Annotated in this window: 32 protein-coding genes and 2 tRNA genes; 29 read left to right on the forward strand and 5 right to left on the reverse strand. The window is 63.0% G+C overall.

All coding sequences use genetic code 11. The features are described from left to right. Positions 1–297: 297 nt before the first annotated feature. Entirely contained in the window at positions 298–642 is a 345-nt protein-coding gene (locus ACGYKA_RS17670; RefSeq protein ID WP_394439428.1) for a hypothetical protein, read from the reverse strand. Positions 643–935: 293 nt separating this feature from the next. On the opposite strand from ACGYKA_RS17670, the gene ACGYKA_RS17675 reads away from it, so the two are divergent. The 8 genes from ACGYKA_RS17675 (at position 936) to ACGYKA_RS17710 (ending at position 3935) form a co-directional block, all read left to right on the forward strand. Then, entirely contained in the window at positions 936–1280 is a 345-nt protein-coding gene (locus ACGYKA_RS17675) for a helix-turn-helix domain-containing protein (RefSeq protein WP_394439430.1), read from the forward strand. Positions 1281–1377: 97 nt separating this feature from the next. Next, positions 1378–1722, forward strand: a complete 345-nt coding sequence (locus ACGYKA_RS17680) for a hypothetical protein (protein ID WP_394439432.1) — start codon at positions 1378–1380, stop codon at positions 1720–1722. 144 nt (positions 1723–1866) lie between these two features. Continuing rightward, complete coding sequence (locus ACGYKA_RS17685; RefSeq protein WP_394439434.1) at positions 1867–2010, forward strand: hypothetical protein; 144 nt, start codon at positions 1867–1869, stop codon at positions 2008–2010. A 271-nt stretch (positions 2011–2281) separates the two neighbouring features. After that, on the forward strand, positions 2282–2725 hold the full coding sequence (locus tag ACGYKA_RS17690) for a hypothetical protein (RefSeq protein WP_394439435.1): 444 nt from the start codon (positions 2282–2284) through the stop codon (positions 2723–2725). Further along, complete coding sequence (locus ACGYKA_RS17695; protein WP_394439437.1) at positions 2722–2997, forward strand: DUF2312 domain-containing protein; 276 nt, start codon at positions 2722–2724, stop codon at positions 2995–2997. Before ACGYKA_RS17690 ends, ACGYKA_RS17695 begins: the two co-directional genes overlap by 4 nt. A 2-nt stretch (positions 2998–2999) precedes the next feature. Further along, positions 3000–3233, forward strand: coding sequence for a helix-turn-helix domain-containing protein (locus ACGYKA_RS17700; protein ID WP_394439439.1), 234 nt, complete (start codon positions 3000–3002; stop codon positions 3231–3233). Next, positions 3230–3526, forward strand: coding sequence for a hypothetical protein (locus tag ACGYKA_RS17705; protein WP_394439441.1), 297 nt, complete (start codon positions 3230–3232; stop codon positions 3524–3526). Before ACGYKA_RS17700 ends, ACGYKA_RS17705 begins: the two co-directional genes overlap by 4 nt. Positions 3527–3713: 187 nt before the next feature. Continuing rightward, on the forward strand, positions 3714–3935 hold the full coding sequence (locus tag ACGYKA_RS17710) for a helix-turn-helix domain-containing protein (RefSeq protein ID WP_394439443.1): 222 nt from the start codon (positions 3714–3716) through the stop codon (positions 3933–3935). Positions 3936–3952: 17 nt separating this feature from the next. On the opposite strand, the gene ACGYKA_RS17715 is transcribed toward ACGYKA_RS17710, so the two are convergent. Then, positions 3953–4029 (reverse strand) — tRNA-Arg (locus tag ACGYKA_RS17715). 104 nt (positions 4030–4133) lie between these two features. On the opposite strand from ACGYKA_RS17715, the gene ACGYKA_RS17720 reads away from it, so the two are divergent. Next, complete coding sequence (locus ACGYKA_RS17720; protein ID WP_394414744.1) at positions 4134–4655, forward strand: superoxide dismutase family protein; 522 nt, start codon at positions 4134–4136, stop codon at positions 4653–4655. 258 nt (positions 4656–4913) lie between these two features. Here the strand turns inward: ACGYKA_RS17720 and ACGYKA_RS17725 are convergent. Continuing rightward, a tRNA-Thr gene (locus tag ACGYKA_RS17725) sits at positions 4914–4988 on the reverse strand. 85 nt (positions 4989–5073) lie between these two features. Here ACGYKA_RS17725 and ACGYKA_RS17730 point away from each other — a divergent pair. The 7 genes from ACGYKA_RS17730 (at position 5074) to ACGYKA_RS17760 (ending at position 9823) form a co-directional block, all read left to right on the forward strand. After that, on the forward strand, positions 5074–5250 hold the full coding sequence (locus ACGYKA_RS17730; RefSeq protein WP_168612795.1) for a hypothetical protein: 177 nt from the start codon (positions 5074–5076) through the stop codon (positions 5248–5250). 3 nt (positions 5251–5253) lie between these two features. Next, positions 5254–6525: a UDP-N-acetylglucosamine 1-carboxyvinyltransferase gene (gene murA / locus ACGYKA_RS17735; RefSeq protein WP_394414742.1), complete on the forward strand. Its 1272-nt coding sequence runs from the start codon at positions 5254–5256 to the stop codon at positions 6523–6525. Then, the gene (locus ACGYKA_RS17740) at positions 6522–6992 is read left to right on the forward strand and encodes a DUF2948 family protein (protein ID WP_394412353.1); all 471 of its coding nucleotides are present in this window, start codon (positions 6522–6524) and stop codon (positions 6990–6992) included. The genes murA and ACGYKA_RS17740 overlap by 4 nt, the downstream gene beginning before the upstream one ends. Before the next feature lie 30 nt (positions 6993–7022). Then, on the forward strand, positions 7023–7352 hold the full coding sequence (locus ACGYKA_RS17745; RefSeq protein WP_394414740.1) for a hypothetical protein: 330 nt from the start codon (positions 7023–7025) through the stop codon (positions 7350–7352). A 51-nt stretch (positions 7353–7403) separates the two neighbouring features. Further along, on the forward strand, positions 7404–8705 hold the full coding sequence (hisD, locus tag ACGYKA_RS17750; RefSeq protein ID WP_394439446.1) for a histidinol dehydrogenase: 1302 nt from the start codon (positions 7404–7406) through the stop codon (positions 8703–8705). A 152-nt stretch (positions 8706–8857) separates the two neighbouring features. Continuing rightward, complete coding sequence (locus ACGYKA_RS17755; protein WP_269451601.1) at positions 8858–9361, forward strand: UPF0262 family protein; 504 nt, start codon at positions 8858–8860, stop codon at positions 9359–9361. After that, on the forward strand, positions 9362–9823 hold the full coding sequence (locus ACGYKA_RS17760) for a low molecular weight phosphatase family protein (RefSeq protein ID WP_067266605.1): 462 nt from the start codon (positions 9362–9364) through the stop codon (positions 9821–9823). Positions 9824–9827: 4 nt separating this feature from the next. Here ACGYKA_RS17760 and ACGYKA_RS17765 read toward each other — a convergent pair whose 3' ends face one another. Further along, a complete protein-coding gene (locus ACGYKA_RS17765) occupies positions 9828–10190 on the reverse strand; it encodes a hypothetical protein (protein WP_067266603.1) in 363 nt (120 codons plus the stop codon). A gap of 214 nt (positions 10191–10404) precedes the next feature. Here ACGYKA_RS17765 and lepA point away from each other — a divergent pair, with 214 nt between their 5' ends. Beyond that, a complete protein-coding gene (gene lepA / locus ACGYKA_RS17770) occupies positions 10405–12207 on the forward strand; it encodes a translation elongation factor 4 (RefSeq protein WP_394414734.1) in 1803 nt (600 codons plus the stop codon). Positions 12208–12353: 146 nt separating this feature from the next. Here the strand turns inward: lepA and ACGYKA_RS17775 are convergent, their stop codons facing one another. Beyond that, entirely contained in the window at positions 12354–12821 is a 468-nt protein-coding gene (locus ACGYKA_RS17775) for an REP-associated tyrosine transposase (RefSeq protein ID WP_394414731.1), read from the reverse strand. A 147-nt stretch (positions 12822–12968) separates the two neighbouring features. On the opposite strand from ACGYKA_RS17775, the gene ACGYKA_RS17780 reads away from it, so the two are divergent. The 12 genes from ACGYKA_RS17780 (at position 12969) to ACGYKA_RS17835 (ending at position 25437) form a co-directional block, all read left to right on the forward strand. After that, on the forward strand, positions 12969–13799 hold the full coding sequence (locus tag ACGYKA_RS17780; protein WP_394414728.1) for a 3-keto-5-aminohexanoate cleavage protein: 831 nt from the start codon (positions 12969–12971) through the stop codon (positions 13797–13799). Between the two features lie 80 nt (positions 13800–13879). Further along, positions 13880–14650 (forward strand): MBL fold metallo-hydrolase, encoded by a 771-nt coding sequence (locus ACGYKA_RS17785; RefSeq protein WP_394414725.1) that lies wholly within the window; start codon positions 13880–13882, stop codon positions 14648–14650. A 267-nt stretch (positions 14651–14917) separates the two neighbouring features. After that, the gene (locus ACGYKA_RS17790; RefSeq protein WP_394414722.1) at positions 14918–15973 is read left to right on the forward strand and encodes a C4-dicarboxylate TRAP transporter substrate-binding protein; all 1056 of its coding nucleotides are present in this window, start codon (positions 14918–14920) and stop codon (positions 15971–15973) included. A gap of 26 nt (positions 15974–15999) precedes the next feature. Continuing rightward, a complete protein-coding gene (locus ACGYKA_RS17795; protein ID WP_067267049.1) occupies positions 16000–16533 on the forward strand; it encodes a TRAP transporter small permease in 534 nt (177 codons plus the stop codon). Next, a complete protein-coding gene (locus ACGYKA_RS17800) occupies positions 16533–17873 on the forward strand; it encodes a TRAP transporter large permease (protein ID WP_067267050.1) in 1341 nt (446 codons plus the stop codon). The genes ACGYKA_RS17795 and ACGYKA_RS17800 overlap by 1 nt, the downstream gene beginning before the upstream one ends. After that, entirely contained in the window at positions 17870–18658 is a 789-nt protein-coding gene (locus tag ACGYKA_RS17805; protein WP_067267052.1) for an IclR family transcriptional regulator, read from the forward strand. The genes ACGYKA_RS17800 and ACGYKA_RS17805 overlap by 4 nt, the downstream gene beginning before the upstream one ends. 17 nt (positions 18659–18675) lie before the next feature. Beyond that, a complete protein-coding gene (locus ACGYKA_RS17810) occupies positions 18676–20772 on the forward strand; it encodes a 3-hydroxyacyl-CoA dehydrogenase NAD-binding domain-containing protein (protein ID WP_394414719.1) in 2097 nt (698 codons plus the stop codon). Next, on the forward strand, positions 20769–21944 hold the full coding sequence (locus tag ACGYKA_RS17815; RefSeq protein ID WP_394414716.1) for an acetyl-CoA C-acyltransferase: 1176 nt from the start codon (positions 20769–20771) through the stop codon (positions 21942–21944). The genes ACGYKA_RS17810 and ACGYKA_RS17815 overlap by 4 nt, the downstream gene beginning before the upstream one ends. Before the next feature lie 11 nt (positions 21945–21955). Next, the gene (locus tag ACGYKA_RS17820; protein ID WP_394414713.1) at positions 21956–23155 is read left to right on the forward strand and encodes an acyl-CoA dehydrogenase family protein; all 1200 of its coding nucleotides are present in this window, start codon (positions 21956–21958) and stop codon (positions 23153–23155) included. Beyond that, on the forward strand, positions 23152–24285 hold the full coding sequence (locus ACGYKA_RS17825; protein ID WP_394414710.1) for an acyl-CoA dehydrogenase family protein: 1134 nt from the start codon (positions 23152–23154) through the stop codon (positions 24283–24285). The genes ACGYKA_RS17820 and ACGYKA_RS17825 overlap by 4 nt, the downstream gene beginning before the upstream one ends. After that, positions 24266–24673: a PaaI family thioesterase gene (locus ACGYKA_RS17830; RefSeq protein ID WP_394414707.1), complete on the forward strand. Its 408-nt coding sequence runs from the start codon at positions 24266–24268 to the stop codon at positions 24671–24673. Before ACGYKA_RS17825 ends, ACGYKA_RS17830 begins: the two co-directional genes overlap by 20 nt. Next, positions 24670–25437: an oxepin-CoA hydrolase, alternative type gene (locus ACGYKA_RS17835; protein ID WP_271689051.1), complete on the forward strand. Its 768-nt coding sequence runs from the start codon at positions 24670–24672 to the stop codon at positions 25435–25437. Before ACGYKA_RS17830 ends, ACGYKA_RS17835 begins: the two co-directional genes overlap by 4 nt. Positions 25438–25441: the final 4 nt, after the last annotated feature.

Raw genomic sequence — 25441 nt, forward strand, 5'->3', positions numbered from 1 at the left:
TCTCGGCCGGAGCAGCCGCTGTGCTTGCACATTGCCGTGTTTCCATAGGGCCAACCCAGAACCCCGGACAGGCCACGACCCGCATGTGCAATTGGTCTTGAACGGCGGAGCCACGATACCCAGCCAAAGGAATGCCCGTCCAATGACGACCGCGCCGCAGCGCAGCCGAACTCAATAACTGGACTTATCCAACGCCGCGCAAATCTGCTGCTGTGCAGCATGGCGTAGGGCGTAAGTCCGGGTGCAAATCCGGGTTTAAGTCCCGCACCAGCAAGAAAAAGGGAAAAGCGAAGCACGTTAGCCGGCCTCCCCGAACAGCATCTGAAACGCCCGATCACCATGCTCGCGCATTGCCACGGCCACGTAGCCGCCGTTGGGCCCAAACTGACCGTTCCACCAGTTTCTGGCGGTTCTTTCAGAGACTTGGAACACGCGCGCCACATGGGCGATATTGCGATAGTTTCCATTGATGTAGGCGCACCAGCGCTCGCGGAACTCGCGGTGAACTTGGTAGGCGTCATAGCCGACCGGCGGCGCGGAGGTAGGTCCGGTCGCCTCGACCGCGCTGATCGTGACAGGATCACCGCATGACGAGCCATTCACATAGATCACAACAGGGGAGCCGGGGGGGAGCGCGTTCATGCCGAATGCTCCCTGCAGCTTGGCGCGGGATTGGCCAACATGTAATCGCGCAACCGCTCCGCGTCTCGATCCATCGCAGCAAGGCGACGTTTCAGGCGACCGACATAGCGGCTGTCATTCAAAGCACGAACGCACACGGTCGACGGCTTCAAACCGACTTCGTGGCAGTATGCCTCAAGCTCAGAAAGGATGTTTCGATGTTCCATGCCAAACAGTCATTGGACAATTGGCCAATCAAGTCAACTGACAATTGGCCAATTCCAGCCGCTTTCGCCATTAAGTAAGGTACAGGTATGGGAAACAACGATATACCGACCTTCCAAAAGGCGCTGATTGCACACATTGAGGAAGCTCGTGAGGAAGTGACCGCGCTAGCAAGGCGCGCGGGTGTGAGCCGCGACGCGCTTTACAAAGTCATTTACGGGAAAACGAAATCACCGAGCCTTGAGGTAATCATCCGGGTGGCGCGAGCATACGGCAAGACCGTCGAGGAATTTATGGGGATCGCGCCGGCACAGGTGAAGGACGACCTGATCGAGGAGATATCCCGCCTTGCCCCTTCAGAGCGCGCAGTACTTCAGGCTTCGTTAAAGGCTCTACGGGCCCAGCGGATCGCCGAGCCCGAAGATATAGAGTAAGGCGAAGCGCCTCTTCTGTGCTTAATTTACTAACAATCGAATCCGTACCCATGACGGAACGTTAGATGAACACAATTTGAAGAGAAAGAGATTTTTTATGTTCAAAGCAGCCATCGCGAGCGCCGCCATTCTTGCAGCCAGTAGGGGGTGGGCGGCAACGCAGCAATGCGATCCGGCCGAAGCGGAGGGAATTCTGGAGCACGCCCAAGCATCCGGAATTGTGTCGGGAATGAGCATGCACAATGGCATACCCTCAATTTCTGTGGAGGGGGAGGTGTGGGCGGCAATTGATCTAGAGACACGGCTGGGCCTCATCGGCACGTTCGAGTGCGCGGTGGCGGGCAGGGGCAATATCCTCGCTGAGGTGCAGGTGATCGCCGAGACGGGGGAGGTTCTCGCCTCTTTCGATGGCCTGACCCGCCAGCTGACAGTTAACAAATAAAACGACCCATTTAACTGCGCGGCAGCGAAACGTTCCAGCAGCGCGAATCAATTCGGCTGGGCTAAGATTGGCCAAATATCCAATTAAAAATTGACATTGGACAATCCGCCAATCTATTCTGCTTCCAACGCAAGGAGACAGCCAGTGACAGACCGCAACACCCTCACCAAAGCAATCACCGCCGCGCTCGCGGTCGCAATCGTCCTGGCATTCGCCCGAGCGGCCCTCGAAACCGCCACGGCCATGCCGGACATGGAAGAGCGCACCCGCATCGCGGCGATGTACTGATGACGGCTTCCATTTCGCCTGCCGAACTTGCTGCCAGCGAAAACAAAGCCGTTCGCCGCGCTTGGGGGGAGCAGCCCGATGGTCGCCGCTTCGCCAAGAAAAACGTGGCGGAACATGTGCGCCCCTTTCTCGGGTCGGGCCTGAGCGCAAGCGAAGTCGCCCGGCGGATCGGATGCACCCGCCCAGCCGTAACGGATGCGATCAAAAGGATAGGCGGCTCTCTGCAGCCCCGACCCGGCGACCCCTCTTAAAGTGAGCAAAGGACCAATCGATGTCGTTTACACCAGTACCACTCCCTCCGGCGAAGGCACCGGCAGGCACCGGCCTGAGTTTCAGCCTGCAATTTTTCCGGAACGTCCGCAAAGCGCGGATGACGATCCGCGCAGGCATGCAGGAGGAACTATTCGGCAAGAGCATCATCGGGGAGAACTTCACGGCACAGGTGGGCCGAGGCACCGACGAAGGGAAGCTGCGCTTAATCCTTGACCCCGAAGGTGGGCTCGTCGCGAAGGCAAGTGTCAGCGGCACCGCTTTCATCAGCATGGGCGCGTGGGACTTGCTGCCGAAGGACAAGCGCCCCGCTGGATCGTGCAAGGTGGTCGCCAACCCAAGCCAGACCGAGGTGATCGTCCAGCTGCCGGATTGGTGCAAGCCGAGCGCAACCGGCGGCAAGCTGGCGTCTGAGTTTGGCCTGACCAGAGGGGCGAAGAAATGAGCGAGAAACCCGCAGTGGCCGAAAGCGAAGGCGATGCCACCTACCGCGTGACCGCCAATGAGCTCCGCCAATTCGTGGAGCGGATCGAGCGCCTCGATGCCGAGAAAAAGGATATCGCAGAGCAGAGGAACGAGGTGCTCGCGGAGGCAAAGAGCCGTGGCTACGACACCAAGGTGCTGGCCAAGGTTTTGGCGCTCCGTAAGCGCGACAAGGACGACATCGCCGAGGAAGAGGCAGTCCTCGAAATGTACAAAGAAGCGTTGGGAATGTGAGCATGTCGCAGGAAACCCAAACCCACCGCATTCTCGCCCATCTGCAATCCGGCAAAACGATCACGCCCGCTGAAGCGCAGGAGAAATACGGCTGCTACCGGCTTGGCGCCCGCATCTATGACCTCAAGCAAGAGGGGCATCAGATCCACACGGATCGCGTCGATAGCGGCCAAGGCACCAAATTCGCCCAGTACAGCCTGATCAGAAAACCAGCACGGCAGGAGCAAGCCCCATGAGCAACATCGCAATCCCCGCGGCTGAACGGCTGCGTGCCCTCGGCCTTCAGCGCCTTCTCAAGACCCGCACCATATCGGCGCCCAGCATCGAAGCGCTGGCAGGATCGCCGATCACAGTAGACGCGCGGCTGACGATGCCAGACGGCCAGACGATCACGCGCTTGGTGGCGATCTCGCCCCGCACATGCGCGGCCGACATTGAGAACGATGTCCGCGCCGCGATCAGCCTCGATCCCGATATGCGCCGCGCGCGGATCGACAAGGTGACGCTCCGCGCCGCGAAATCCAGATAGCCCGGAGGCCCATATGCTTTGGAGCCGAGTTGAACTTGGAGAATGGACGATTGGCGTTTCTGTCGATCACACCTTCACACTGCACCTCGGGCCGTGGAAACTCTCATGGGTTCCGCGCGGCTCGCAACTGTATCGCGACTTTCAGCGCATGCGCGCCGGCAAGTCCAGCTGAACCCGGAGACGACACATGGCACATGCCCAAACACAGCAAACACCGATCATGGTTCGCGTCTCGCAGGCGAAGGCAGCGTTCGGTGTTCACCGCGCCACGCTCTACCGCTGGGCCGCAGACAAGCACATCAAGATCCACAAGCGCGGGTCGATGTCTTTCGTGGACCCTAACGAGGTGCGCGCGTTCATCATGGGGGAACAGCTGGGGGAACAAACGGCTGAGAGCGGAAGTTCGTGAGTAAAATCAAAGAAAGATGGCGCTCCCTGAAGGATTCGAACCCTCGGCCTGCCGATTAGAAGTCGGCTGCTCTATCCAGCTGAGCTAAGGGAGCACTCGGCCGCTTATAGGGGCAAGCCTCGCCCTGCATCAAGAGGAACCCGACGCGGGCCGGGTGGGTTGAGCCGTCATCGGACATATAACCCAAAGGAGGAAGCCATGTATCTGCGCAATATCCTACTCGGGGCCGCTTTGGCCACAACAGGCGCCGTGGCGGCGCAGGCCGAAAGCCATATGCAAACGGCGGCGACGGCTCAGGTCGCGGGCAATTCGAACGATATTTCAGGCAATGTTTCGCTGAACACGACCGCATCGGGCCGCACCTTGGTCAAGATCGACGTGACCGGCGTGCCTACGGGTACCCACGGTGTGCACCTGCATGAGACCGGTGATTGTTCGGCCGAGGATTTCAAATCCGCCGGTGGTCATATCGCGGGGGACCGCAAACACGGTGTGCTCGTCGAAGGTGGGCCGCATCCCGGTGATATGCCCAATATGGTCGTGGGTGAAGATGGGGTGCTTGAGGCCGAAGTCTTTCTCGACCTGCTCGATATCGAGACCATGATCAAAGATGATGACGGTGCGGCCTTCATCATCCACAGCGGCGCAGACGATTACGAATCGCAGCCTTCGGGCGACGCGGGTTCGCGTATTGCGTGCGGCGTGTTTGAGGCGTCGTGATTTGATGTGAATTTTGGCACCTCCGTCCCGGGTTATCGGGGCGGGGGTGTCGATTCGATGTATAGAATAGGCGTGCAACGTAGGCTCTAAAGAGACGAGCGGCACTCTCGCGGGGGTACTTCGATAACTAAGGGAAGTTTCATGGTGCTGCTGGAGAGAATTGAACTCTCGTACTCAGACTGACGCGTAGCGTCGGGCGTAAGTCGAGAGACCGGCGCTCGTGCTAGACGTTACATATCTGGAAAAAAGGAAGATTAATGGTGCTGCTGGAGAGAATTGAACTCTCGACCTCTCCCTTACCAAGGGAGTGCTCTACCTCTGAGCTACAGCAGCGCCGTGGGCGGGTGATTAGCCGCAATCGAAAGGGGGCGCAACCCCTGATCTGGACCCTTCTTGCCCCCTGCGCTAGATAGGCGGCATGGCAAAGCAAAACGCCCCGGAAAAGAACGCGAAAACGCCCTCTGCGCGGGAGGCGCGGCTGAAGGCTGCACTCAAGGCGAATATGGCGCGGCGCAAGGCGCAGGCGCGCGCGCGGGCCGAGGATGTGGCGCAGGATACAGGCAATGGCCCCGAGGGGCCGGAAAAGGACAGCTGAACGATGGATTCCATTCTGGTCAGGGGCGGCGGTGCGCTCAACGGGCAAATTCCCATCGCGGGTGCTAAAAACGCTTGTCTGGCGCTGATGCCCGCCACATTGCTGAGCGAAGAGCCGCTGACGCTGACCAATGCGCCGCGTCTGAGCGACATTCGCACGATGACGCAGCTTTTGCAGTCTCTGGGCGCCGAAGTGGCCGCGATGCAGGACGGCAAGGTCATCACCATGGCAAGCCATGGGGAGATCAACACGCGGGCCGAATATGACATCGTGCGCAAGATGCGCGCGTCGAATCTGGTTTTGGGGCCGCTTTTGGCGCGGGAAGGCCATGCCGAAGTCTCGCTCCCAGGCGGTTGCGCGATTGGTGCGCGCCCGATGGACATTCACACCGATGGTCTGGCCAAGATGGGGGCGGAGATCGACCTGCGGGAAGGGTATCTTTATGCCAAAGCCGCGGGCGGTAAACTGAAGGGGGCGGTGATCGACTTCCCCTTTGCCTCTGTCGGGGCGACTGAGAATATCCTGATGGCCGCGACCCTTGCCAAGGGCACGACCGTCATAAACAACGCCGCGCGCGAGCCTGAGATCGTCGATCTGGCGGATTGTCTGCGGGCCATGGGGGCGCAGATCGAAGGCGATGGCACCTCCAGCATCACCATTCAGGGCGTCGACAGCCTGCACGGGGCCACCCATAAGGTCGTGACCGACCGGATCGAGCTTGGCACCTATATGCTGGCCCCCGCCTTCTGCGGCGGTGAGGTTGAGCTTCTGGGCGGGCGAATCGACCTGTTGGAGGCGTTTTGCGAAAAGCTCGACGCAGCGGGCATCGACGTGACCGAGACTGATGCGGGTCTCAGGGTCGCGCGGCGCAACGGGCGGATTTCGGCGGTGGATGTCACCACCGAGCCTTTCCCAGGCTTTCCGACCGATCTTCAGGCGCAGATGATGGCGCTGCTCTGTACGGCTGAAGGCACCTCGGTTCTGGAAGAGAAGATTTTTGAGAATCGCTTCATGCACGCGCCGGAGCTGATCCGCATGGGGGCGCGGATTGATGTGCAGGGTGGTACGGCCAAGGTCACCGGTGTCGAAAAGCTCAAAGGGGCGCCGGTTATGGCGACCGATCTGCGGGCGTCGATTTCCCTCATCCTTGCCGGGTTGGCCGCCACTGGGGAGACCACGGTCAGCCGGGTCTACCACCTTGATCGCGGCTATGAGCATGTGGTCTCCAAACTGCGCGGCGTTGGGGCGGATATCGAAAGGATCAGCGACAAATGACCGAAGATGCACGTTTCGAAGATGGCCGCGAAGCGCCGCTGAACCTTGGCGCATTGGATGCCGAGGATCTGACGGTGATCGCCTCGCTGACCCAAGACGCGGTCTTTCCCGCCTCCGAAATGCGCTGGCACCGCGCGGGCGCGCGCTTTGCGCTGCTGCTGAACCGCTTGCGGCATGAGGATACGGGGGCGGCGCGTCATGCGCCCGAGCGGGTGCAATCGGTGCTGATGTTCAACAACGTGCAACGCGTCGCCAGCCAAGGTGTGCCGCAGGGCGATGCTGATACGATTCTGTCGCTGCTCGACATCGCGTTTGAAGAGGGCGACGCGCCCTCGGGCCATGTGACGCTGACATTGGCCGGAGACGGCGCGATCCGGTTGCAGGTCGAAGCGCTTGAGGTAACGCTCAAGGACGTGACCCGCCCCTATGTCGCCCCGTCCAAGAAACGGCCCGTTCACCCTGAGTGACGCCGCCGCACGGCGGGCAAGGATCGCAAGATGCCTGAACTGAAACAGAACAGATTTACCCGGGGTCGCATCACCGCGCTTCTGACCGAGGTCTCCGGCTGGGCGCTGATCCTGCTAGGGTGTGTGCTAGGCGGGGTGCAAATGCTTGCATCGCTCTCTGTCGCGACTTTGGTGGTGCCGCTTGCGCTGGTCTCGGGTGGCTTGTCTGCCATTCTTGTTGCTCAAGTGGCGCGTGCAATCTTCGACAACGCTCAAGACACCCGCGCCATGCGTCTGGCGCAGCGCTCCGTACCTAGTGCTGCCGTTAAAACTTCGGGCCTGCGAGCCGAGCCGAGCCTGCGCCGCCCCTCTGCGTCTTAACACCTTTGGGCCAGCCCAACGCGGCGGCCCCTTTTTCGAAAGCTTGAACCCATGCCCGTCACGCTCGATGCCTCCGCCGCCGATTTCGAAGCGGCTTTTGACAAACTGCTAAACGCCAAGCGCGAGGACAGCCCCGATGTCGATGCCGTGGTGGCCGAGATCATTGCCGATGTGCGCGCCCGTGGCGATGCCGCCGTGATCAACCTGTCGCAGAAATTCGACCGGGTGACCCTGACCGCCGAGACCCTGCGCATCAGCGCGGAAGAGGTCGACGCCGCCGTGGCCGAAGTCTCCCCCGAAGACCGCAAAGCGCTGGAGCTCGCCGCCGACCGCATCCGCGCCTATCACGCGCGGCAACTGCCTGAAGATGCGGAATGGACCGATCCCGACGGCGCGACTTTGGGCTGGCGCTGGACACCGGTTTCCGCCGCGGGTCTCTATGTACCGGGCGGACTGGCAAGCTATCCGTCCTCGGTGCTGATGAACGCGGTCCCGGCCAAGGTGGCGGGGGTCGAGCGTTTGGCGATGGTCGTGCCCACGCCCGATGGCGTGCTGAACCCGCTTGTGCTGCTGGCCGCCCGCATCGCCGGGGTGGATGAGATTTACCGCATCGGCGGCGCGCAGGCCGTGGCGGCGCTGGCCTATGGCACTGAAACGATCCCCCCGGTGGACAAGATCACCGGCCCCGGCAACGCTTTCGTCGCCGCCGCCAAACGCCGCGTTTTTGGCAAGGTCGGCATCGACATGATCGCGGGGCCATCCGAGATCCTCGTCATCGCCGATGGAGAGAATGATCCCTATTTCATCGCCCTCGATCTGCTCAGCCAAGCCGAACATGACGAGAGCGCGCAGAGCATCCTGATCACCACTGACCCTGCCTTTGCCCACGCAGTGGAAGAGGCGGTTGAGAAACGTCTGCTCACCCTCGAACGCCGCGCCATCGCGGGCGCAAGCTGGCGCGACAATGGGGCGATCATCACCGTGCCGGACCTTGACGCCGCCGCCGCCCTCAGCAACCGCATCGCGCCGGAGCACCTTGAGCTTTGCGTGGCGGACCCGAAGGCGCTGTCGGACAAGATCACCCATGCCGGGGCGATCTTCCTTGGCCAATGGACGCCCGAGGCGATTGGCGATTACGTCGGCGGGCCGAACCACGTTCTGCCCACGGCGCGCTCGGCGCGTTTCTCCTCAGGCCTGTCTGTGCTGGATTTCATGAAGCGGACGACGCTGGCGCAGATGTCGCCCGAGGCGCTCAAGGCCATCGGCCCCGCGGCAGAGCGGCTGGCCCAGTCCGAAAGTCTTGAGGCGCATGGCCTGTCGGTCACCGCGCGTCTGCGCAAACTTAACGACTAGGGCAGGGGGGGGCAGCGCTGCCCCCGCCTGCGCGCTCTCGGTCTTGCCGATGCTTCTGACGTATCGTCAAATGCGCTGACGGGGCGCAATCGCGGGCGCGCGTGTTCTCGCGCATTGCCCCCTCCCCACCGCTGCGCTATCCACGAAAGGGTATCGCCAGCAAAAAGGATGCGCCGATGACCCGCATCACCCATATCGCGCTTGATGACGCGAACATGCCGCCCCCCACGCCCGAGATCGATCAGGAGCGTAAGGTGGCCATGTTCGACCTGCTGGAAGAGAACAGCTTCATACTGCCCGAACGCGAAAAGGGGCCGGTGCCCGAGGGGCCTTACCATCTGTCGCTCTCCATCCGCGACAAACGGCTGGTCTTTGACGTGCAGACCGAAGCGGCTGAAAAGGCAGCGGAATTCCACCTTTCCCTCGGCCCCTTCCGGCAGGTGGTGAAGGATTACTTCCAGATCTGCGAAAGCTATTTCGAAGCGGTCAAGAAACTGCCCCCCAGCCAGATCGAGACGATCGACATGGCCCGGCGCGGCATCCACAACGAAGGCTCTCGCGTGCTGCAAGAGCGGCTCTCGGGCAAGGCCGAGATCGACACCGACACCGCGCGGCGGCTATTTACCCTGATCTGCGTTCTGCATTTCGGCGGATAAATGACGCAGGTGCTGCCTCAATCCGTTCTCTTCTGCTGCGATCATAACGCCGTCCGCTCCCCCATGGCGGAGGGGTTGATGAAGAAGTTCTACGGCACCGGCACCTATGTCCAATCCGTTGGCGTCAAGAACGATATGGAGATCGACGGCTTCTCCATCGCCGTCTGCAGAGAGTTGGATGTGGAACTCGACCGCCACCGCAGCCGCAGTTTCGACGAGATGGAGGAATGGGGCGACGATCTGGGGTCATTCGACCTTGTGATCGCGCTCAGCCCTGCCAGCCAGCGCCGGGCGCTGGAATTGACGCGGTTCTATCATCTCGACGTGGAATATTGGCCGATCCTTGACCCCACGGGGCTGGGCGAGGGGCGCGAGGCCAAGCTCACGCAGTTTCGCGCCGCCCGCGATCAAATCGTCGGACGGCTGATTGACCGTTTTGGCCAGCCGCTCAGCCAAGACTGAGCAATCAGGTGTTGGAACAGGCCGCCGCGGCGCTTTGGCCGAAGGCTTTCCATGTGCTCCAGAAAGCGTTCTCGCTTTTGTTGTCGGATTGGCGCATTTCCTGCAAACGGTGCGGGTCGCGGAAAATCTTGGCACCTTGGCGCTGGTCCGAGCGCGACAGCGTCTGATCCGCCACCGCCTGCACGCAGCCGCAGCGCGCATGGCTGGAGCCGCGGCGCCCATCGGCCAGACAGGCCTTTTGGATCGGCCCCGTGGCGAAAAGAACCGGTGTGGGGGAGAAACGTCCTACGGCGGCATCGCTGGAATAACGTGTGCCGCCACAACCCGCCAAGATGGCGAGCGCCATCAAACTTGCAACTGTCCGCATTGATTTGCCCTATTGTTCTGGACCATGGGGTTTTCCCCTTGTCGGCCCGATCTGCTCTACCCGTCATTATGCCGCAAAAGGGGGCTTCGCGCAATTCTCCTTTGGGGGGCTGCGCCCTTCGACCCGCGATAAAGCGCCGTGACGTGCGGGCAGGGGGCATGGGCGCGTTCATGGCCAATTGACGCAGGCGCGGCTCTGCGCCATATCCCCTTGCATGACACCGCTTGAAAACATCCGCAACTTCTCCATCGTGGCGCATATCGACCACGGCAAATCCACGCTGGCCGACCGGTTGATCCAACTCACCGGCACGGTCGCCGAACGCGACATGCAAAGCCAGCTTCTGGACAACATGGATATCGAGCGGGAGCGGGGCATCACCATCAAGGCGAACACCGTCCGCATCGAATACCCGGCCAAGGACGGCAAGACCTATGTGCTGAACCTGATCGACACGCCCGGACACGTCGACTTTGCCTATGAGGTCGCGCGTTCCATGCATGCGGTCGAAGGCTCGCTGCTCGTCGTCGACGCCACCCAAGGCGTCGAGGCGCAGACGCTGGCCAACGTCTATACCGCCATCGACGCAGATCATGAGATCGTGCCGGTGCTGAACAAGGTCGACCTGCCCGCCTCTGACCCCGACCGCGTGCGCGAACAGATCGAGGATGTGATCGGCATCGACGCCTCCGATGCCTGCCTGATCTCGGCCAAGACCGGCGTTGGCATTCCCGACGTGCTGGAAGCGATCGTCAATAAACTGCCCGCGCCCAAGGGCGGCGACCCCGATGCGCCGCTGAAAGCGATGCTGGTGGACAGTAAATATGACCAGTACCTCGGCGTCATCTGTATCGTCCGTATTATCGACGGCACCCTGAAAAAGGGCGACCGCATTCGCATGATTAAGACCGGCGGCACCTATGACGTGGACGATGTGGGCGTCTACCGGCCCAAGATGACCGGCGTCGACAGTCTCGGCCCCGGCGAGATCGGCTATCTCAACGCCTCGATCAAACAGGTCCGCGACACCCGCGTCGGTGACACGATCACCCATGAGAAACGCAAATGCGAAACCGCGCTGCCGGGCTTCAAACCTTCGGTGCCGGTGGTTTTCTGCGGCCTCTTCCCGGTTGACGCCAATGATTTCGAGGACATGCGCGAGGCGATCGAGAAGCTCGCCCTGAACGACGCCTCCTTCACTTACGAGATGGAGACTTCCGCCGCGCTTGGCTTCGGCTTCCGCTGCGGCTTCCTTGGCCTTTTGCACCTCGAGGTGATCCGCGACCGGCTCGAGCGCGAGTATGACATCGACCTCATCACCACCGCGCCTTCGGTGATCTACCACGTCCACATGAAGGACGGGGAGATGCAAGAGTTGCACAACCCCGCCGACATGCCCGACATGACGCTGGTCGATCACATGGAGGAGCCGCGGATCAAGGCGACGATCCTCGTCCCCGACGACTACCTCGGCGATGTGCTGAAGCTATGCCAGGACCGCCGCGGCATTCAGGAAGACCTGACCTATGCCGGCTCGCGCGCCATGGTGGTCTATGACCTGCCGCTCAATGAGGTGGTGTTTGATTTCTACGACCGGCTGAAGTCGGTCACCAAGGGCTACGCCAGCTTCGACTACCAGATGATCGGCTACCGGCAGGACAATTTGGTCAAGATGCAGATCCTCGTGAACGACGAGCCGGTGGATGCGCTCTCGACCATGGTGCACCGCGACCGCGCCGAGATGCGCGGCCGGGCGATGGTGGAAAAGCTCAAAGACCTGATCCCGCGCCACATGTTCAAGATCCCGATCCAAGCGGCCATCGGCGGCAAGGTCATCGCACGCGAGACGCTCTCCGCGATGCGCAAGGACGTGACGGCGAAGTGCTACGGCGGCGACGCCACGCGGAAGAAGAAGCTGCTGGAGAAGCAGAAGGCCGGTAAGAAGAAGATGCGCCAGTTCGGGAAAGTGGATATCCCGCAGGAGGCGTTTATTTCGGCGCTGAAGATGGACAGCTAAGAGCTGGCCATTTGTTAGCGCGGTCCCCAAAACCACCCGTAGGGTGCGTGCTCCGCACGCACCTTTCAAACCATGTCACTGCCCGCAAAACATACCGTCAACGCCCGCGCCGCCTCGCATACAAGGGTGCGTGGGGACCACGCACCCTACGGGTCCGCATTTCGGTGGATGGACGACAGAGGCCAATCTTCCGGGTTTTCGACGTACCCGTGCTTGACGGGATTGTTCCAACAATACCCGACATGCGCGTCGAAGTCGCGCCGATCTCGAATATGGTGCTCCCAGAAGCGGCGCTGCCAAAGGCCGCGTTCGCCGCGCCTGTCATGGCTCGACCGCGTTGCGCCTTTCGGCAAGACCCTTGAAAACCGCGCCTTGATCAATCGCCAGCGCAGCGAGTAATCGCAGTCGCCGGGAGGCAGGGTCCAAACGCAATGTAGATGATCCGGCAGCACCACGAAGGCGTCGATCCGGAACGGCCGTTCTGCCTTGGTTTGGCGTATCGCAGTGCGCAGAAAATCTACATGCCGGACCAGAATGTCCGACCTGCGGTCGGCTAAGTTGACGGTAAAGAAGATGGTCGCACCGGCGATGCGGGGACGGCGATAGGAGGACATCCGTGGAGGTTGCTGCGAGGTGGTAAAGGAATGGTAAACCTCGTGCCAAACCTCCTCGGGGTTTGGCTGCGCCTGAACCTTCCTAACCAGTGTACACCGCCCCCGCCATATGCGACCCTGAGCGCCAAACACTACAGGACCCCACCCATGACCACCCCCTGCATCCTCTGCGTCGCCATCACCGGCTCCGTCCCCACCAAAGCCGCCAACCCCGCCGTGCCGATCTCGATCGCCGAGCAGGTCGAGTCGACTCATGCGGCCTTCGAGGCCGGGGCCTCGATCTGCCACGCCCATGTGCGCAATGACGACGAGACCCCGTCTTCGGACCCCGAGAAGTTCGCGCGATTGATGGAGGGCGTGCAAAAGCACTGCCCCGGCATGATCATCCAGTTCTCCACCGGCGGGCGTTCGGGCGCGGGGCGGGAGCGGGGCGGGATGCTCTCGCTCAGGCCCGACATGGCCTCGCTCTCGGTCGGGTCCAACAACTTCCCGACGCGGGTTTACGAAAACCCGCCGGAATTGGTCGATTGGCTGGCCTCGGAGATGAAAGCCCATGAGATCAAGCCCGAGATCGAAGCCTTCGATCTCAGCCACATCCACAAGGCCGCCGAGATGAACCGTGACGGGCGCATTCCCGGCCAGCTCTATGTGCAATTCGTCATGGGCGTGAAAAACGCCATGCCGGTGGATCGTGAGACCTTTGATTTCTATATCCAGACGCTGAACCGCCTCGCGCCCGATGCGCAGTGGTGTGCCGCCGGGATCGGGCCGAACCAGAACGTGCTGAACGAATGGGCCATCGCCGCGGGCGGTCATACGCGGGCCGGGCTGGAGGACAACGTGCGGCTCGACCGCGAGACGCTGGCGCCCTCCAACGCCGCGCTGATCCAGCGCGCGGCGGATCTCTGCGCGAAATATGAGCGCCCCGTCGCTACGGCTGCACAAGCGCGTGAGATTCTCGGCCTGCGCCCCTCATAGGCTTGCCGCAAAACGGGTGCCGCGTTGAAATGCGGGGCGGGGCCGCTATGTCCCGTTCCAGCAACCAACAGGAGCCTGAAATGTCCCAGACCCGCCGCCATTTCCTTGCCACCTCCGCCGCCGCAGCTGGCGTCGTGACGCTGCTGCCATTCGCCGCCCGCGCCGCCACGCAGAGCGGCGATACCTTCGACACCGACGCAGGGCCGATCACCGTGCACCCGGTCGATCACGCCTCCATCGTGTTGGAGACGCCAAAGGGCGTGATCTATGTCGATCCGGTGGGCGAGCCCGCGCAATACAGCGATTTCCCGGCGGCGGATCTGATCCTCATCACCCATGAGCATGGCGATCACTACAATGCCGATACGCTGGCCGCACTGGCAGGCGATGACGTGCAGATCATCACCAACCCAGCGGTGTTCGACATGCTGCCCGAAGCGCTTGCCGCCAAGGCCAGCAAGATCGCCAATGGCGAGAATACCGAGTTCAATGGCCTGCCGATCAACGCGATCCCGGCCTATAACACCACCGAAGAGCGCAAGAAGTTCCACCCCGAGGGGCGCGACAACGGCTATATTCTGGGCTTCGAGGGTTTCCGCGTCTATATCTCAGGCGACACCGAAGACACGGCCGAGATGCGCGGCTTGACCGATATCTCGCTGGCTTTCGTCTGCATGAACCTGCCGTTTACGATGGATTCCAACGCCGCCGCGTCGGCGGTGGCTGAGTTCAAGCCGACCTACGTCTACCCCTACCACTTCCGGGGCAAAGATGGCGGCACCCAAGACCCCCAAGAGTTCGCCAAACGTGTCGGCACCGATGTCGAGGTCAAATTCGGCGACTGGTATTAAAATTCAGCGGCCATGTCCTGAGCGGGCGTGGCCGCCTTTGCTACAGGCCGCTCGATCGGAGCAGCCGATTCCGGGATGGAGTGGGGATGTTCCACGCCTGCACCATCCTTCGGGAAATTTTCCCTTAACAAATTCAATAGCCTAACCGCTCTCCCTGCCTTTGGCCGAAGTTTCGCTTGATCGCCTTCGGTCCGCGGACTAGCGTGACCTGCGACAAATGCGAAACAACGGTTCGCATTGCGAAACAAGTCTCTGGGAGGAGCCGACATGACAATTTTCAAACACCTGAGCTGCGCCGCAGCTCTGGCGCTGGCTGGTGGCGCGGTAAGCGCCGAGACCGTGTTGATTCATGGGGAAGCCGGGCCGAACCGCGGTGCGCGCGCGCAGGCGTTGCAGTGGTTCGCCGATCAGGTCGCCGAACGGTCCGACGGCGATATGCGCCTCGACATCCAGTGGGGCGGGGCGCTGTTCAAAGCCAATGCCGCCGTGCAATCGCTGGCCGATGGCGTGGCCGACACCGGCTCGGTCATCGCGGTCTACTACCCGCAAGAGATGGCGGGCTACGGCATCGCCGACCTGCCGGTGAACAACCCCGACGCTTGGGTCGGCATGCGCGCCACCGATGAGCTGATGCGCAGCAACGAAGCCATTCAAGAAGACCTCGCCGAGAAGAACCTCGTCTACATCGGCACTTGGACCACCTCTCAGGTGAACATCGGCTGCAAGGGTGGCGCGATCAAATCCGTCGACGACATTTCGGGCAAGAAGGTCCGCGGTGTGGGCGCCTATGGCAAGGTCTTCGGCGAGCAGGGCGCGAACATGGTCAACATGTCGATCTACGACGCCTACCAAGGGCTCGACACCGGGCTGATCGACTGCTCGCAGGGCTACAGCTATGCCGTCGCGGCGCTGAAACAGGCCGAGGTGATGGACAGCTATACGATCCTCGATTGGGGTCAGGTCGGCGGCCTTGGCATCTTCATGAACAAGGACATGCATGACAGCCTGACGGAAGAGCAGCAGGCCACTCTGGCCGAGGTTGGCGCGGACATGGCCGATGAATTCGGTCGTCTGATCACCACCGCCAACGAAAAGGCCATCGCCTCCATGAAAGAGCAGGGCGTCGAGGTCATTACCCTGCCCGAAGAGGACCGCGCGAAACTGGTCAAAGCCGGTGAGAAGTTCCTTGACGAATGGGTTCAAACGGCAAGCTCCGCTGGTCTGCCCGGTGAGGAACTGCTGGAAGAGTATAAGGCGCTGATCGCCAAATACACCGAAGAGCGTGACGCCAACGGCTACCCATGGGACGCCGCTGGTAACTGATCGCTGACACTGGGGAGGGGCAGCATATGTTGGTAAATCTGGAGAAAATCCTGTTGGGGCTGGGGGCCTTGGCGGTGATCGCCTTGGGGGTGTTGATCACCTCCAACGTGATCGCCCGCGCGCTCTTTGCCAGTCAGGTGCCCGATAGCGTGACCATGGTGCGAGAGCTCATGGTTGCCGCCATCCTGCTGCCCCTCGCCGCCGCCACCGCGGCCCGTGCGCATGTCTCGGTCGCCTTCGTGACCGACCGTTTCCCGGAACGCGCACGCTCGGTGCTGATCGTTGCAGGCTCTGCCATCGGGATGCTGGCGCTGGCGCCGCTGATCTATTCCGGCGGGCGTGAATTCCTGTCCGTGGTGGAGAAGGGCAGCTTTTTCTACGGCGACCTGAACCTGCCGAAATGGCCGGGGCGGTTGTTGTTCCTGATCGGGATGATCGCGACTTTCTTGCGGCTGGCCGAACTGACATGGCGCGACGGGCGCACCGTGCTTGCAGGCGGCGTCGTCTCGGATGAGCAACATCATGCGGCTGACCTTATGGTTGAAGAGGACCTGCGCTAATGGATGCCTCGACCATCGGAATGATCGCCTTTGCCGCGGTGCTGATCATGCTGGCCCTGCGGGTGCCGATCGCCTTCACGCTGGCCTCGGTCGCGACCGTCGCCACCTTCTTTATCTTCGCCTTCCGCACCGGGACTTTCATGCCCGAACGCGCGATCAAGGCGACCACATCGATGGTGTTCTCGAACTCCTTCGACCTTATACATTCCTACGATCTGTCGATGATCCCGCTCTTCGTGGCGCTTGGACATATCGCTTACCGCGCGGATATCACGACGAAAATCTACCACGCGGCCAAGGTCTGGCTGACCAAGCTGCCGGGTGGGGTCGCCATGGCCTCTGTCATGGGCTGCGGCGGGTTTTCCGCGATCACCGGCTCGTCCATTGCCTGCGCCTCGACCATGGGCAAGATCTGTACGCCCGAGATGCTGCGCATGGGCTATGACCCACGTCTCGCCACCGCCTCCGTCGCGGCGGGCGGCACGCTGGGCTCGCTCATTCCGCCTTCGGTGCTGTTCATCATCTACGGCATCTTCACCGAGACCTCGATCTCCTCGCTCTTTCTCGCCGGTGTTCTGCCGGGGCTGCTGACGCTGATGGGCTTCGTGCTGGTCATCGCCGTCTGGGTCTGGCGTGATCCATCGGTCGCCCCCTCGACCGACCAGCGCTACAGCGCGGGGGAGCGTTGGACCGCAGCGCTCGAAAGCTGGCCCGCGCTGCTGCTCTTCGTGCTCATCATCGGCGGCATCTATGGTGGCATCTTCACCGCGACCGAGGCCGCAGCGGTCTGCGTCGTCTCGGCCACGCTGATCGGTTTCGCGCAGAAGAAACTTGACTGGGCCGGTCTTTGGGCTGCGGTGAAAGAGACCTGTGTGCAGACCTCCGCCATTTTCCTCATCGCTGCCTCGGCCAAGATCTTCGTTGCCTTCGTCGCGCTGACTGGCGTCGCGGGCACCATCGTGGGCTTCGTCTCTGACGCGCAGATGTCGCTGGTGGTCCTGATGCTCTGCATCGCGCTGATCTACCTGCTCTTGGGCATGTTCCTTGATCCCATCGGCATCATGGTGCTGACTCTGCCGCTGATGATCCCGCTGGTGGAAAGCTATGACCTGAACCTCATCTGGTTCGGCGTCGTGGTCATCAAACTGTTGGAGATCGGTCTGATCACCCCGCCCGTCGGCCTCAACGTCTTCGTCATCGCCAACGTGGTGGGCCGTGAAGCGCCGATCGACAAAATCTTTGCCGGTATCACACGCTTTCTCAGCGTCGACGTGATCGTGCTGATCCTGATCATGTCCTTCCCGATGATCTCGCTTTTGATCCCGATGGCGGCGCGATGAATCAGGCGGCATCCGATACCGGCACGGACCGCAAGTTCGCCAATACGCTGGCGCGGGGGCTTGGCATTCTGCGGGCCTTTCGCGCCAGCGACAGCGGGCTGAGCCACGCCCAGATTGCCGAGCGGACGGGGCTGCCGAAACCCACGGTGTCGCGGCTGACCTATACGCTTTGCGAGTTGGGGTATCTGGCCCATGGCGGGCGCAACGACAAGTTTCGGCTTGGGCCTGCGGCGATTGCGCTCGGCTCCGTCGCCTCTGTCGCGGTGAGTTTCGTGGATATGGCGTCGGATGCGATGCAGGAACTGGCGGATGAGACCCGCACGCTGGCGTTGATCGCCGTGCGCGACGGCGATCGGATGATGCTGGTGCGCACTTGGCGGCCGCGCACGGCCTCGACGATCTGGCTGGAGCCGGGGCACCGTATTCCGGTCTATGGATCCTCCTCGGGTCTGGCCACGCTGGCCAGCCTCGACGAAGACCGTTTCGAAGCGCTGGAACCCGATGACCGGCTGCGCGATTTCCGCCGTGAGGGCTATGAGCAACTGCTGGCGCAGGGCTTCGTGCTGGCCCCGCCTGACACCCGCTATGCCCGCAATGTAAACGCGGTCAGCGTGCCCTATTACGCCGGTGAGTTCGGAGAGCCGGTGTCCTTTAGCTGCGGCGCGCTGCCGGCGGACTTGCCCGACGACCGCATTCTGTCACAAGTGGGGCCAGCCCTGCGAGACGTGGTCAGCGGCATCGAACAACGCACCGGACGGGCGCCCGCCCTGTCACGGCGCGGATAAAGACAAGGAGACATCACATGACCGACAAGATCGCCTATTCCCGCCACGACGACATCGTCGTGCTGCGCATCGAGAACCCGCCCGTCAACGCGCTGAGCCAAGCCGTGCGGCAGGGGCTGGCCGACGGCATGGACCGCGCCGAGGCCGAGGAGGGCGTGCGCGCCGTGATGATCGTGGGCGAAGGCCGCGCCTTCATCGCCGGGGCCGACATCACCGAGTTCGGCAAGCCGCCGATGGAGCCGCATCTGCCCAACCTGTGCAACCGCATCGAAGCCTCGCCGCTTCTGGTCGTGGCCTCCATGCATGGCGTGAGCCTCGGCGGCGGTCTCGAAGTCGCGCTCTCGGCGCATTACCGCATCGCCCAGCCCTCGGCCCGCGTCGGTCTGCCGGAAGTGCACCTCGGCCTTATCCCCGGCGCCGGTGGCACCCAGCGTCTGCCGCGGCTCATCGGCGTGGAGCCCGCACTCGATGCCATCACCACCGGCCGCCACATCAAGGCACCGCAGGCGCTGGAGATGGGCATCCTCGACCGCGTGGAGGAGGGTGATCCGCAGGAAGTGGGCCTCGCCTACGTCCGCGAATTGCTCGACAGCGGTGCCGAGCGCCGTCCGATCTGCGAGATGCCCGCGCCCGCGCCGATCGACTGGGATGCCGCCTATGAGGCGGTGCTGAAGAAAGGCCGCGGCCAGATTTCCCCCGCCGAGGCCGTGCGTGCCGTGCAGGCAGGCGTGGAGAAACCCTTCGAAGAGGGCATGAAGGCCGAGCGCCGCATCTTCTCGGAGCTGATGAACACCGACCAGCGGCAGGGCATGATTCACGCCTTCTTCTCCGAGCGCGCGGTCAGCAACCTGCCCGAGTTGAAAGGCGTCGAGCCGCGCGAGTTGAAGGCCATCGGCGTCATCGGCGGCGGCACCATGGGGGCGGGCATCGCCACGGCGGCGTTGCTCTCGGGTTTCTCGGTCGTCCTGATCGAGATGAAGGACGAGGCTGCCAAGGCCGCGCATGACCGTATCTCCGGCAACCTCGCCGGCGCGCTGAAGCGCGGCAAGATCAATCAGGCGAAATTCGATCACCTGACCGGCGAAGCGCTCACCGTCTCCACCGAGTATGACAGCCTCAAGGACGTCGATCTGGTGGTCGAAGCGGTCTTCGAAGATATGGACGTCAAGAAGGACGTCTTCGGCAAGCTCGATGCGGTCTGCAAGCCGGGCTGCGTGCTGGCCTCCAACACCTCCTATCTCGACGTGAACGAGATCGCCGCCTCCACCAAACGCCCTGAGGACGTGATCGGGCTGCACTTCTTCTCGCCCGCGCATGTGATGAAACTGCTCGAGGTCGTCGTCGCCGACAAGACCGCGAAAGATGTGGTCGCCACGGGCTTTGCGCTTGGCAAGGCTCTGGGCAAGGTCTCTGTCCGCGCGGGTGTCTGCGACGGCTTCATCGGCAACCGCATCCTCGCCACCTACCGCACCGCGGCGGACCACATGGTTCTGGACGGCGCCAGCCCCTACAAGATCGACGCGGCGTTGGAGAAATTCGGCTTCGCCATGGGCCCCTTCGCCGTGGCCGACCTCGCCGGTCTCGACATCGGCTGGGCCACGCGCAAGCGCAAGGCCGCCACGCGCCACCCCGAGGAGCGCGTGCCAACCTATATCGACCGGCTTTGCGAGCAGGGGCACTTCGGCCAGAAGACCGGCGAGGGCTATTACATCTACGAGAAGGGCAAGCGCGGCGGCACGCCGAACCCGGAAGTCACCCGTCTGATCGAAGAAGAGCAGAAAGAACGCGGCATCACCCCGCGCGACTTCACCGATGCCGAGATCGTGCGCCGCTATATGTGCGCCATGGTCAACGAAGCCGCCAAGGTGCTGGAAGAGGGCATCGCCAAACGCCCGCTCGACATCGATATGACCCTGCTCTTCGGCTACGGCTTCCCGCGCTACTGGGGCGGCCCGATGAAATGGGCCGACATCCAGGGTCTGCCCAACGTGCTGGCGGCGATCGAGGGCTTCGCCGAGCAGGACCCGTGGTTCTGGAAACCCGCGCCGCTGCTGGCCGAACTGGTCAAGACCAACCGCACCTTTGATGATCTGAACAAGGAAGCTGCCAAATGAAACAGGCCGTAATCGTCTCTGCCGTCCGCACCGGGCTGGCCAAATCCTTCCGCGGGTCATTCAACATGACCCACGGTGCCACCATGGGCGGCCATGTGGTCGCCGAGGCCGTGAAACGTTCGGGCGTGGAGCCTTCGGCCATCGAGGACGTGATGATCGGCTGCGGCTACCCCGAAGGGGCCACCGGCTCGAACATCGCGCGTCAGATCGCCCTGCGCGCGGGCCTGCCCGTCACCGCCTCGGGCGTGACCGTGAACCGCTTCTGCTCGTCCGGCCTTCAGACCGTCGCCATGGCCGCCAACGCCATCTGCATGGAGGGCGCGGGCCCGATGGTCGCGGGCGGGGTCGAGAGCATCTCGCTCATCCAGCCGCATGTGAAATCGGTCAAGGAGCCGTGGTTGGAAGAGCACAAGCCTGAGGTCTATATGGCGATGATCGACACCGCCGACATCGTGGCCAAACGCTACAACATCAGCCGCGAGGATCAGGACGCCTACGGTCTGCGCAGCCAGCAGCTGATCGCCAAGGCGCAGGAGGCCGGTCTCTTCGACGATGAGATCGTGCCGATGACCACTACCATGGGCGTGCAGGACAAGGAAACCAAAGAGGTCTCCACCCGCGAGGTCACCGTGGACCGCGACGAATGCAACCGCCCCAATACCACGATGGAGGGGCTCGCGGGTCTCACGCCGGTGCGCGGCGAGGGGGCCTTCATCACCGCCGGTAACGCCAGCCAGTTGTCGGACGGTGCCGCAGCACTGGTGCTGATGGACAGCAAGCAAGCCGAGCAGCAGGGCCTTGAGGCCATGGGCGCATTCAAAGGTTTTGCCGTCGCGGGTTGCGAGCCTGACGAGATGGGCATCGGTCCGGTTTTCGCCGTGCCGCGCCTGCTGGAGCGTCATGGGCTGACCGTCGATGACATCGACATCTGGGAGCTGAACGAGGCCTTTGCCAGCCAAGCACTCTATTGCCGCGACCGTTTGGGCATCGACCCCGATAAGTGCAACGTGAACGGCGGCTCGATCGCCATCGGTCATCCCTTCGGCATGACCGGGGCGCGGATGACCGGCCACATCCTGCGTGAAGGCCACCGCCGCGGCGCGAAACTCGGCGTCGTCACGATGTGCATCGGCGGCGGCATGGGGGCCGCTGGCCTGTTCGAAATCTACTAAAGGGGGCCGACATGGACCTGAGCTATACAGACGAAGAACACGCCTTCCGCGAGGAGGTGCGTCAATTCCTCGCCGAGAAACTGCCAAGCGAGCTCTCCGAAAAGGTGCGCCGTGGGCAGGAGTTGACCAAGGACGACCACGAGCGCTGGCACGCGATCCTGAACGAACAGGGCTGGCTTGCGACCAACTGGCCCAAGGAGTTCGGCGGGGCGGCGTGGAACGCCGTGCAGCGTCACATCTTCGAGGAAGAAGCCGCCGCCCACCACGCGCCGCGCATCGTGCCCTTCGGCCTGTCGATGCTGGCGCCAGTGCTGCAGAAGTTCGGCTCGAAAGAGCAGCAGGACTATTGGCTGCCGCGCATCCTGTCGGGTGAGGACTGGTGGTGCCAGGGTTATTCCGAGCCGGGCGCAGGGTCCGACCTCGCCTCGCTGAAGACCACGGCGGTGAAGGACGGTGACCACTATATCGTCAACGGCCAGAAGACATGGACCACACTGGGCCAGCACGCCAACATGATCTTCTGCCTCGTGCGGACGAACAAGGACGTGAAGCAACAAGAGGGCATCTCCTTCCTGCTGATCGACATGGAAACCCCCGGCATCACGGTGCGCCCGATCATCCTGCTGGATGGCGGCGCCGAGGTGAACGAGGTCTTCTTCGACAACGTGAAAGTGCCCGCCGAGAACCTCGTCGGCGAGGAGAACAAGGGCTGGACCTACGCCAAGTACCTGCTGACCCATGAGCGCACCAACATCGCGGGCGTGGGCTTCTCTCAGGCCGGTCTTCAGGCCGTGAAACGCATCGCGAAATCCGAGATGGCCGGGGGCCGCCCGCTGATTGAGAACCCGCATTTCGCCGCCCGCGTGGCACAGGCCGAGATCGACCTGATGGCGATGGCGACGACCAACCTGCGGATCATCTCGAAAGCTGCCGCCGGGCAGGCGCCGGGCGTGGAAAGCTCCATGCTGAAAGTCAAAGGCACGATCATCCGGCAGGAGATCAACGATCTGGCGCGCCGCGCCGCCGGGGTCTACGCCATGCCCTTTGCCTCGGAAGCGGTGGCGGGCAGCAACGACGCGCTGCCCGATCCCAATGACGCGGGCCCCGTGGCCGCGCAATATTTCAACAACCGCAAGCTGTCGATCTTCGGCGGCTCAAACGAGATCCAGCGTGGGATCATCGCCAAGACCATGCTGGGAGGTGGCAAATGAATTTCGACCTGACCGATGAACGCCAGATGCTGCAGGACAGCCTGCGGCGCTTCCTGCGCGACAAATACGACACCGAAACACGCAACCGCATCCTTGAAAGCGAGACCGGCTATTCGACCGAGATCTGGGAAGGTCTGGCTGAACTGGGCGTGATCGGCGCGCTCTTCACAGAAGAGCAGGGCGGTTTCGGCGGCGCGGGTTTCGACCTTGCCGTGGTCTTCGAAGAACTGGGCCGCGCCGGGGTGGTCGAACCGCTTCTGGACAGTGCCGTGCTGGCCGGGGGGCTGATCGCCGACCTTGGGACCGAAGAACAGCAGGAGCATATCGAGCAACTGATCGGCGGCGCGCTGCAACTCGCCTTCGCCCATGGCGAGCCGGGCAGCCGCTATGACCTCGAGCGCGTCACCACCTCTGCCACGCAAAACGGCGACCAGATCGTGCTCAGCGGCCGCAAGGCCGTGGTGGCCAATGCCGAGGCCGCCGACATGCTCGTCGTCTCCGCCCGCGAAAGCGGTGAGGCGGGGGACCGCGACGGCATCTCGCTCTTTCTCGTGCCCGCCGATGCCAAGGGGCTTTCGGTGACCGGCTATGCGCTGCTTGCAGGTGGCCGCGCCGCCGAGGTGACGCTGGATGACGTGACCCTGCCCGAAAGCGCCCGTCTGGGCGCGCCGGGCAAGGCGTTTGACGCCATCGAGACCCGCACCGCCATGGCCACCGCCGCGCTCTGCGCCGAAACGCTGGGCGCGATGGAGACCGCTTGCGACCTCACGCGCGAATACCTCGGCACCCGCAAGCAGTTTGGCCGCCCCATTGGCAGCTTCCAGGCGTTGGCGCATCGCATGGCGGACCTGCTCATCGACCTCGAACAGGCGCGCTCGGCCGTAATCAACGCGGCGGGCCATCTGGAGGACGACCGCGCCAGCCGCGAGCGTCACGTCTCGGCGGCGAAGAACCTGATGGGCCGCGTTGGCCGTCTGGTCTCGGAGGATACGATCCAGATGCATGGCGGCATCGCCATGACGCAGGAATACGAACTGGCGCATATCGCCAAGCGCATCACCATGGCGGACCACCGCTTTGGCGATGTTGACCATCATCTGGAGCGGTTCATTGCACTATCCGCCGCATGATGCGCCGACCAGCGGGGTTCAGCAGCTTATCGGGTTTCAGCCCGACCTGTCGAACCCCGATGGCAGCACCCGCGTGACGCTCGACCTCGGCCCGCAGCACCTGAATGTTTCGGGCGTGCTGCACGGCGGGCTGCATACGCTGATGCTCGACGTCGCCGCCGGTTTCGCCTGCGCGCGGCACTGCGCGATGAGCGGGCCTTTCGTGCCGATGCTGACGCTCTCGCTGACCACCGATTACATTGGTGCTGTCCGCGAAGGGCAGATTGTCGCCACGGGGCGCGTCACCGGCGGGGGCTTCAAGATCCTCTATGCCGAGGCGCAGTTGCACGATGCCGAAGGCCGCCTGCTGTCGCGCGCCACCGGTGTGTTCAAGAGGGCCAAGACATGACTGCACGCGTCGAGGACCGGGGCGACCGGTTGATCGTCTGGAACGGCAACGCCGAAAAACGCGGCGCGCTCACGCCCGCGCTTTACGACGCGATTGCCGAGGCGATGCGACTGGCCGAGGAGCCGCGCATCCGCGCGGTGATCCTGACCTCCGAGGGGCGGTTCTTCTGCGCCGGGGGCGACCTCAACGTGCTCATCGAACGCCGCAAGCTGACCGAGGAGGTCCGCCGCGAGCGGGTCGATGCGCTGCATGATCTGGTGCGGTCGATCCGCGCCTGCCCGGTGCCCGTCCTCGCCGCCGTCGAAGGCGGTGCCGCGGGCGCGGGCCTGTCGCTGGCACTGGCCTGCGACATGATCGTGGCCTGCGAGGACGCGCAGTTCACCGCCGCCTACGTCAAGGCCGGGCTTGTGCCCGATGCGGGGCTGACGGCGTCACTCGCACGGCTCCTGCCGCGCCCCTTGGCGATGGAGATGTGCCTGCTGGGCCGCCCGGTCATGGCCATGCGCTTTGCCGAACTGGGCGCGGTGAACCGCATCTGCCCCAACGGTCGCGCGCTCGACGAGGCGCTGATGCTGGCCGACACGCTGGCCGCGGGCCCGCGCGCGGCGCAGGGCACGATCCGGGCCTTGGTCGGGCAGGCCTATGAGACCGACGAGGCCGCGCAGCTCGACGCCGAGCGCAACGCCATGGCCCGCGCCGCGGGCGGCGACGAAGCCGCCGAGGGCATCGCGGCCTTTTTGGAGAAACGAAAGCCCCGGTTCTAGCCGG

The sequence above is a fragment of the Sulfitobacter sp. 1A15106 genome (genome assembly GCF_043556995.1).
GTDB lineage: Bacteria > Pseudomonadota > Alphaproteobacteria > Rhodobacterales > Rhodobacteraceae > Sulfitobacter > Sulfitobacter faviae.

Excerpts from the sequence above, each read along its gene's own strand:
- ACGYKA_RS17670 (WP_394439428.1), bottom strand. The coding sequence starts at position 642 with ATGAACGCGCTCCCCCCCGGCTCCCCTGTTGTGATCTATGTGAATGGC.
- ACGYKA_RS17675 (WP_394439430.1), top strand. The coding sequence starts at position 936 with ATGGGAAACAACGATATACCGACCTTCCAAAAGGCGCTGATTGCACAC.
- ACGYKA_RS17680 (WP_394439432.1), top strand. The coding sequence starts at position 1,378 with ATGTTCAAAGCAGCCATCGCGAGCGCCGCCATTCTTGCAGCCAGTAGG.
- ACGYKA_RS17690 (WP_394439435.1), top strand. The coding sequence starts at position 2,282 with ATGTCGTTTACACCAGTACCACTCCCTCCGGCGAAGGCACCGGCAGGC.
- ACGYKA_RS17695 (WP_394439437.1), top strand. The coding sequence starts at position 2,722 with ATGAGCGAGAAACCCGCAGTGGCCGAAAGCGAAGGCGATGCCACCTAC.
- ACGYKA_RS17700 (WP_394439439.1), top strand. The coding sequence starts at position 3,000 with ATGTCGCAGGAAACCCAAACCCACCGCATTCTCGCCCATCTGCAATCC.
- ACGYKA_RS17705 (WP_394439441.1), top strand. The coding sequence starts at position 3,230 with ATGAGCAACATCGCAATCCCCGCGGCTGAACGGCTGCGTGCCCTCGGC.
- ACGYKA_RS17710 (WP_394439443.1), top strand. The coding sequence starts at position 3,714 with ATGGCACATGCCCAAACACAGCAAACACCGATCATGGTTCGCGTCTCG.
- ACGYKA_RS17720 (WP_394414744.1), top strand. The coding sequence starts at position 4,134 with ATGTATCTGCGCAATATCCTACTCGGGGCCGCTTTGGCCACAACAGGC.
- ACGYKA_RS17730 (WP_168612795.1), top strand. The coding sequence starts at position 5,074 with ATGGCAAAGCAAAACGCCCCGGAAAAGAACGCGAAAACGCCCTCTGCG.
- murA (WP_394414742.1), top strand. The coding sequence starts at position 5,254 with ATGGATTCCATTCTGGTCAGGGGCGGCGGTGCGCTCAACGGGCAAATT.
- ACGYKA_RS17740 (WP_394412353.1), top strand. The coding sequence starts at position 6,522 with ATGACCGAAGATGCACGTTTCGAAGATGGCCGCGAAGCGCCGCTGAAC.
- ACGYKA_RS17745 (WP_394414740.1), top strand. The coding sequence starts at position 7,023 with ATGCCTGAACTGAAACAGAACAGATTTACCCGGGGTCGCATCACCGCG.
- hisD (WP_394439446.1), top strand. The coding sequence starts at position 7,404 with ATGCCCGTCACGCTCGATGCCTCCGCCGCCGATTTCGAAGCGGCTTTT.
- ACGYKA_RS17760 (WP_067266605.1), top strand. The coding sequence starts at position 9,362 with ATGACGCAGGTGCTGCCTCAATCCGTTCTCTTCTGCTGCGATCATAAC.
- ACGYKA_RS17765 (WP_067266603.1), bottom strand. The coding sequence starts at position 10,190 with ATGCGGACAGTTGCAAGTTTGATGGCGCTCGCCATCTTGGCGGGTTGT.
- lepA (WP_394414734.1), top strand. The coding sequence starts at position 10,405 with ATGACACCGCTTGAAAACATCCGCAACTTCTCCATCGTGGCGCATATC.
- ACGYKA_RS17775 (WP_394414731.1), bottom strand. The coding sequence starts at position 12,821 with ATGTCCTCCTATCGCCGTCCCCGCATCGCCGGTGCGACCATCTTCTTT.
- ACGYKA_RS17780 (WP_394414728.1), top strand. The coding sequence starts at position 12,969 with ATGACCACCCCCTGCATCCTCTGCGTCGCCATCACCGGCTCCGTCCCC.
- ACGYKA_RS17785 (WP_394414725.1), top strand. The coding sequence starts at position 13,880 with ATGTCCCAGACCCGCCGCCATTTCCTTGCCACCTCCGCCGCCGCAGCT.
- ACGYKA_RS17790 (WP_394414722.1), top strand. The coding sequence starts at position 14,918 with ATGACAATTTTCAAACACCTGAGCTGCGCCGCAGCTCTGGCGCTGGCT.
- ACGYKA_RS17795 (WP_067267049.1), top strand. The coding sequence starts at position 16,000 with ATGTTGGTAAATCTGGAGAAAATCCTGTTGGGGCTGGGGGCCTTGGCG.
- ACGYKA_RS17800 (WP_067267050.1), top strand. The coding sequence starts at position 16,533 with ATGGATGCCTCGACCATCGGAATGATCGCCTTTGCCGCGGTGCTGATC.
- ACGYKA_RS17805 (WP_067267052.1), top strand. The coding sequence starts at position 17,870 with ATGAATCAGGCGGCATCCGATACCGGCACGGACCGCAAGTTCGCCAAT.
- ACGYKA_RS17810 (WP_394414719.1), top strand. The coding sequence starts at position 18,676 with ATGACCGACAAGATCGCCTATTCCCGCCACGACGACATCGTCGTGCTG.
- ACGYKA_RS17815 (WP_394414716.1), top strand. The coding sequence starts at position 20,769 with ATGAAACAGGCCGTAATCGTCTCTGCCGTCCGCACCGGGCTGGCCAAA.
- ACGYKA_RS17820 (WP_394414713.1), top strand. The coding sequence starts at position 21,956 with ATGGACCTGAGCTATACAGACGAAGAACACGCCTTCCGCGAGGAGGTG.
- ACGYKA_RS17825 (WP_394414710.1), top strand. The coding sequence starts at position 23,152 with ATGAATTTCGACCTGACCGATGAACGCCAGATGCTGCAGGACAGCCTG.
- ACGYKA_RS17835 (WP_271689051.1), top strand. The coding sequence starts at position 24,670 with ATGACTGCACGCGTCGAGGACCGGGGCGACCGGTTGATCGTCTGGAAC.